Origin of the sequence: Streptomyces durocortorensis (assembly GCF_016901035.1) — a bacterium.
In the GTDB taxonomy this organism is placed as follows: Bacteria; Actinomycetota; Actinomycetes; order Streptomycetales; family Streptomycetaceae; genus Streptomyces; species Streptomyces durocortorensis.
Window position 1 is genome coordinate 1 of the sequence record NZ_JAFEUF010000391.1, and the last position, 3,971, is coordinate 3,971.

The 3,971-nt window shown below is 74.2% G+C and carries 1 protein-coding gene; it reads left to right on the forward strand.

Annotated elements, in window-relative coordinates; translation table 11 throughout:
- The coding region (locus JS521_RS34380) for an SDR family NAD(P)-dependent oxidoreductase (RefSeq protein WP_205086798.1) at positions 1-3,971 on the forward strand (3,971 nt) is incomplete at both ends.

A 3,971-nucleotide genomic window follows, 5' to 3' on the forward strand; every position in this document is an offset into this window, starting at 1 on the left:
CGCTTCGCCGACGCGGTCCGCCAGGCTCACGAGGCGGGCGCCACCCGCTTCCTGGAACTCGGCCCCGACGGCGCCCTGTCCGCCCTCGTACCGCACCTCACCGAGGACACGACCGCCGCCCCCGCCCTGCGCCCCGGCCACGACGAGCACGCCACACTGCTGCGCGGCATCGCCGAAATGTACGTACACGGCGCCGACGTCGCCTGGGAGAAGCACTTCGCGCCGCTCGGGGCCCACGCCGTCGAGCTGCCGACGTATGCCTTCCAACACCAGCGCTACTGGCCCGACACCGTGGCCGACGACGGCTTCACCGCCTCCCGCGAACGGACCGAAGCCGGATTCTGGACAGCCGTCGCCGGGCGCGAGGTCGACCGGCTCTCCGACACCCTGGGGCTGCCCGACGACGAAACACGACGCGGGCTGGCCGACCTGATGCCGCACCTCGCGTCCTGGCACGACCGCCGACGCACCGAAGCGGCCGTCGAATCCTGGTACTACCGGGCGGTCTGGCGGCCCGTCGCCCCCGCGCCCGCCGTGCTCGACGGCGTCTGGCTCGTCGTCGGCCCGGACAGCCCGGCCGGCCTGGACACCCAGGTCGCCGATGCACTGCGGCGAAGCGGCGCCACCGTCCTCGCCCTGCCCGACCCGGGCGCCGACCGGACCGCCCTCGCCGACCAGCTGCGTTCCTGCGGCGAACTCACGGGCGTCGTCTCGCTGCTGGGGACCGACACCGGCGCGCTGCACGCGGGGGCGGCCCTCGGCCGGGGGCTCGCCGCCACGCTCTCGCTCACCCAGGCCTGCGCCGAAGCCGACGTCCCGCTCTGGGCCCTCACCCGAGGCGCGGTCTCCACCGGCCGCGCCGACGGCGCACCCGACCCCGCCCAAGCACAGATCTGGGGCTTCGGCCGCGGAGCAGCCCTGGAACTCCCGCACGTCTGGGGCGGGTTGATCGACCTGCCCGAGAACCTGGATGACCGCGCCGGGAACCGGCTCTGCGCCGTACTCGCCGCCGGGGACACCCACCCGGGCAGCGAAGAGGACCAAGTGGCAATCCGGGCCGAAGGCGTATTCGCCCGCCGCCTGGCCGCTGCCCCACCGATTCCCCCGGCCGCAGCCCTCACGCCCCGCACCAGCGGCACCGTGCTCGTCACCGGCGGCACCGGCGCGCTCGGCGCCCAGGTGGCCCGCCTCCTCGCCGCACAGGGCCACACCCGGCTGCTGCTCGTCAGCAGGCGCGGACCCGAGGCGCCCGGCGTCGCGGAACTCGCTGCCGAACTGGCGTCAATGGGCACCACGGCGACGGCCGTGGCCTGCGACGTCGCCGACCACGACGCGCTCGCCGCCCTGCTCGCCGAGATACCGGAGCAGCACCGGCTCACCGCAGTCGTCCACGCAGCCGGAGTGCTGGACGACGGGGTGCTCGACGGCCTGACCCCCGAGCGTTTCGAACAGGTGCTCCGGGCCAAGACCCTGGCCGCCGAGAATCTCGACGCCCTCACGCGCGCCCTCCCGCTCGACGCCTTCGTCCTCTTCTCGTCCTTCACCGGCGCCGTCGGCACGGCGGGCCAGGCCAACTACGCCGCCGCCAACGCCCACCTCGACGCCCTCGCCGAGCGCCGCCGCGCCCAGGGGCTGCCCGCCACGTCGATCGGCTGGGGGCCGTGGGCCGAGACGGGCATGGCCGAGGACGAGGCCCTCACCCAGCGGCTGCGCCGTTCCGGACTGACCCCCCTGCCACCGGACCTCGCTGTCACCGTCCTCAACCGGATGCTCGGCGGCGCGGTCACGGACGACGACGGGACGGCCGACGCTGCCGTCGTCGTCGCGGACGTCGACTGGACACGGTTCGCCGCCGGCTTCACCGCGGCACGACCGAGTCCGCTGCTCCGCGAACTCGTCCCCGCCGACACACCGGACAGCGCCGACGACTCCGGCGGCGGCGCCACCGGCCTCGCGGCGCGCCTCGCCGCCGCAGGCGAGGGCGAGCGACGCCGGATCTCCGAGGAACTGGTCCGCACCCTGGCGGCCTTCGTGCTCGGCCACGGCACGGCGGCCACCGTCGCGCCCGACAAGGCGTTCCGCGACCTGGGCTTCGACTCACTCACCGCCATCGAGTTGCGCAACGCCCTGCGGGCCGCCACCGGGCTCCCGCTCCCGGCGGGCCTGATCTTCGACCACCCCACACCGGCCGCCCTCGCCGCCCGGCTGCGCGCCGAACTGACCGGAGGCGCCGAAGCCGCCGCCTCTGCCACCGTGATCCCCGGTCTCCCCGCGTCTCCCGCGCCCGACGACCCCGTCGCCATCGTCGCGATGGGCTGCCGGTTCCCCGGCGCGGCCACCCCGGAGGAGTTCTGGGACCTGCTGTCCCAAGGCCTCGACATGGTGGGCGACTTCCCCGCCGACCGGGGCTGGGACCTGCGTGACGCCCCCGACTTCGCACGTCGCGGCGGCTTCCTGCCCGACGCGGCGGGTTTCGACGCGGATCTGTTCGGCGTCTCCCCGCGCGAGGCGCAGGCCATGGACCCGCAGCAGCGGCTGATGCTGGAGACCTCCTGGGAGACCTTCGAGCGGGCCGGCCTGGACCCCGCCTCTCTCAAGGGCAGCCGTGTCGGCGTCTTCGTGGGTACGAACGGCCAGGACTACGCCGGGCTGTTCCCCGCCACCGGATCGGGGCTGGAGGGCCACGTGGCCACCGGCAGCGCGGCCAGCGTGCTGTCCGGCCGGATCTCCTACACGTACGGGCTGGAGGGCCCGGCCGTCACGGTGGACACCGCCTGCTCGTCGTCCCTGGTCGCCCTGCACCTGGCGGCGCAGTCACTGCGGTCGGGGGAGTGCTCGATGGCGCTCGCGGGAGGCGTCACGGTCATGGCCGCGCCCACCGCGTTCCTGGAGTTCGCCCACCAGCGTGGGCTGGCGGCCGACGGCCGCTGCAAGGCCTTCGCGGCCTCGGCCGACGGCACCGGCTGGGGTGAGGGTGCCGGGCTGGTGCTGCTGGAGCGGCTCTCGGACGCCCGGGCCAACGGCCGCCGCGTGCTCGGGCTGCTGCGCGGCTCGGCCGTCAACCAGGACGGCGCGTCCAACGGCCTGACCGCCCCGAACGGCCCTGCCCAGCAGCGGGTGATCCGCGCCGCACTGGCCTCGGCCGGGTTGTGGCCGTCGGAGGTCGACGCGGTGGAGGCCCACGGCACGGGCACGAAGCTCGGTGATCCGATCGAGGCGGAGGCGCTGCTGGCGACGTACGGCAAGGACCGCACCGAACCCCTCTACCTGGGGTCGGTGAAGTCCAACATCGGCCACACCCAGGCGGCGGCGGGCGTCGCCGGCGTCATCAAGATGCTGCTGGCGATGCAGCACGGCGAGCTGCCCCGCACCCTGCACGCAGCAGAACCGTCACCGTCCGTCGACTGGGACACAGGCAGCCTGAATCTCCTCACCGAGACCACTGCGTGGACGCCACGGGTCGACCGGCCGCGCCGGGCGGCAGTCTCCTCGTTCGGAATCAGCGGCACGAATGCCCATGTCGTCCTGGAACAGACCGATGTCGTCCTGCCCGCGGCGCCTGCCCAGCACTCCGTACTGCCATGGGCCTTCTCAGCCCACTCCGGCGCGGCGTTGCACGCACGGGCGAAGGGGCTCATGACGCTCTGCGAGGATCCCGGCGTCTCCGCCGTCGCGACGGGCCGGGCACTCGCCACGACGGGCCTCGGACTGGCACACCGCGCCGTCGTCCTCGCCGAGGACGCCACGGGATACACCGACGGCCTGACGGCACTGACGAGGGACGAACCGTCCGCCACGACCATCCGAGGAACAGCCCGCGAAGGATCCACAGCACTGCTGTTCTCGGGTCAGGGGTCGCAGCGGCCGGGGATGGGCCGCGAACTGTACGAAGCCTTCCCGGTGTTCGCGGATGCTTTTGATGCGGTGTGTGCCCGGGTGGATGTGGGCCGGCCGTTGCGTGGGGTGGTGTT